This is a genomic window from Streptomyces sp. CRN 30 (genome assembly GCF_034105845.1).
This window is the reverse complement of record NZ_JAVRHI010000111.1, coordinates 1-2782: the sequence shown is the minus strand read 5'-3', so window position 1 is coordinate 2782 and position 2782 is coordinate 1. Positions and strand designations below refer to the sequence as shown.

The 2782-nt window shown below is 75.1% G+C and carries 2 protein-coding genes and 1 pseudogene; 2 read left to right on the top strand and 1 reads right to left on the bottom strand.

The features are described from left to right. Positions 1 to 183 (bottom strand): annotated as a pseudogene (gene rpsA / locus UW392_RS10790) (30S ribosomal protein S1); the annotation flags it as partial. Between the two features lie 396 nt (positions 184 to 579). Between rpsA and UW392_RS10785 the strand changes: the two are divergent. Then, positions 580 to 1440 carry a class I SAM-dependent methyltransferase gene (locus tag UW392_RS10785; RefSeq protein ID WP_320774701.1) on the top strand — a complete coding sequence of 287 codons (861 nt, stop codon included), beginning with the start codon at positions 580 to 582 and terminating at the stop codon, positions 1438 to 1440. A 69-nt stretch (positions 1441 to 1509) separates the two neighbouring features. After that, a partial coding sequence (locus UW392_RS10780) for a helicase-related protein (RefSeq protein WP_320774700.1) occupies positions 1510 to 2782 on the top strand: 1273 nt, incomplete at its 3' end.

The following is a 2782-nucleotide window of genomic DNA, read 5'->3' as shown; positions in this document are numbered from 1 at the left end:
CTTGTAACCGATGTCGAGCAGGACCTCGTCCCGGTCGACCTTCACGATGACGCCGTCGACGATGTCGCCGTCGTTGAAGTACTTGATCGTCTCGTCGATCGCGGCGAGGAAGGCTTCCTCGTTACCGATGTCGTTGACCGCTACCTGCGGCGTGGTGGCGGTGGTCTCGGTGCTGCTCGTCATGTGGGAAAGGGCTCCGGTACGGACATTGAAGTCGTAGGTACTGCTTACGCCGGGAGCCCGTTTCGCTCTGCAGAAGCCGGACAGCCAAGGAAGCGCCCCACCAGCTGGGCCGGCGGCGGCGCCTCGACAACCGAGGGGACATACAACAGATGCGAGCGCAGCCTGCTACGTCTGAGGTGCGCAGGCCCGCAGCGCAACTTGTAGCATACGGGGGCAGCCGGACAGGGTCAATGCGCGAAGGCGCACACCGGGGGCGGATCGCCCCATAACCGGCACAAGAACGCACGCGACGCCGCCCGCGAGCCGTATCCGGACGACGTCCCGGGGCCCCAGGGGCCCGGGACGTCCCGCGCGCGACACCCGGTACGGGGACGGAAGAGTACGACGAGGGAGCCGATCATCCAAGAGCCCGAGGTCTTCCAGGAGGCCGCCCAGGAACCCGTGGAGTCCACGGCCCCCGAAGCCGGGGAACCCGAGGCGACACGCCGTGCGGCGGGGGCCACGGAGAGTTCCCGCGCCAACCGCGGCTGGTGGGACCGGAACGCGGACGAGTACCAGGTCGAACACGGCACCTTCCTCGGCGACGACCGCTTCGTGTGGGGCCCCGAGGGGCTCGACGAGGTGGAGGCGGAGCTGCTGGGGCCGGCCGAGGACCTCGCGGGCCGGGACGTCCTGGAGATCGGCGCCGGAGCGGCCCAGTGCTCGCGCTGGCTGGCCGCCCAGGGCGCCCGTCCGGTGGCCCTGGACCTGTCCCACCGGCAGCTCCAGCACGCGCTGCGGATCGGCGGCGCCCTCCCCCTGGTGCAGGCCGACGCGGCCGCGCTGCCCTTCGCGGACGCCTCGTTCGACCTGGCGTGCTCGGCCTACGGGGCGCTGCCCTTCGTGGCCGACCCCGTGGCCGTGCTGCGGGAGGTACGCCGGGTGCTGCGCCCGGGCGGCCGGTTCGTCTTCTCGGTGACCCACCCGATCCGCTGGGCGTTCCCCGACGAGCCCGGCCCCGAGGGGCTGAGCGTCTCCGGCTCGTACTTCGACCGCACGCCCTACGTCGAGCAGGACGAGGACGGCCGCGCCGTGTACGTCGAGCACCACAGGACCGTCGGCGACCGCGTCCGCGACGTCGTGGCGGCGGGCTTCCGCCTGGTGGACCTGGTCGAGCCGGAGTGGCCCGCCTGGAACACCTCCGAGTGGGGCGGCTGGTCCCCGCTGCGCGGCAGCCTGATCCCGGGATCGGCGATCTTCGTGTGCGAGCGGGGCTGACGGGCGGGCCGTGCCCCGCGCGCGTGGGCGCGTCCCCCGGTCGTACGGCCGTCGTACGACACTGAGGGCGTGATCCGTTACGACGCCCTGGACCCGCTGCCCGTACGCCGCGCCCTGCCCGCCCTGGACGACGCGCTGGACGCGCACGGTGCCGCCGTGCTGGTGGCGCCGCCCGGCACCGGCAAGACCACGCTGGTGCCACTGGTGCTGGCGGGGCTCGTCGGGGACGGCCCGGCGCGTCGGGTCGTCGTCGCCGAGCCCCGCCGCATCGCCGCGCGGGCGGCGGCGCGGCGGATGGCCTGGCTGCTCGGGGAGCGGGTGGGCGGCAGCGTCGGGTTCACCGTGCGCGGCGAGCGTGTCGTGGGCCCACGCGCGCGCGTGGAGGTCGTGACGACCGGTGTGCTGCTGCAGCGGCTGCAACGGGACCAGGAGCTGGCCGGCATAGACGTCGTCGTGCTGGACGAGTGCCACGAGCGGCACCTGGACGCGGACACCGTCGCGGCGTTCGTCCTGGACGTGCGGGCCGCGCTCCGCCCGGAGCTGCGGTTGGTGGCCGCCTCCGCCACAACCGACGCGGAGGGCTGGGCCCGGTTGCTGGGGGACGTGCCGGTGGTCGAGGCGGAGGGCGTCGCGCACCCGGTGGAGGTCGTGTGGGCGCCGCCCGCGCGCGCGTCCCCCACTCTCGGCTCCGCTCGAGCGGGAGGTGCCCCCAGTCCCCCGCACGGCATGCGGGTGGACCCGGCCCTCCTCGCGCACGTGGCGTCGGTGGTGCGGCGGGCGCTGGCCGAGCGGAAGGGCGACGTGCTGTGCTTCCTGCCCGGCGTGGGCGAGATCGCACGCGTGGCCGGGCAGCTGGGTGACCCCGGCGACGTCGAGGTGCTCCAGGTGCACGGACGGGCGCCGGCGGCCGTGCAGGACGCGGTGCTGTCCCCGGGGACGCGTCGCCGGGTGGTGCTGGCCACGTCGGTGGCCGAGTCGTCGCTGACGGTCCCCGGGGTGCGGGTCGTGGTGGACTCGGGGCTGGCGCGCGAGCCCCGGGTGGACCACGCGCGCGGGCTGAGCGCGCTGACGACCGTACGGGCCTCGCAGGCGGCCGGACGGCAGCGCGCGGGGCGCGCCGGGCGGGAGGCCCCGGGCACCGTGTACCGCTGCTGGGCGGAGGCCGAGGACGCCCGTCTGCCGCGCTTCCCGGCGCCGGAGATGCAGTTGGCGGACCTCACCGCGTTCGCCCTCCAGGCGGCCTGCTGGGGCGATCCGGACGCCTCCGGGCTGGCGCTGCTGGACCCGCCGCCGGGCGGGGCGATGGCGGCGGCACGTGCGGTGCTGGGGGCCGTCGGGGCGG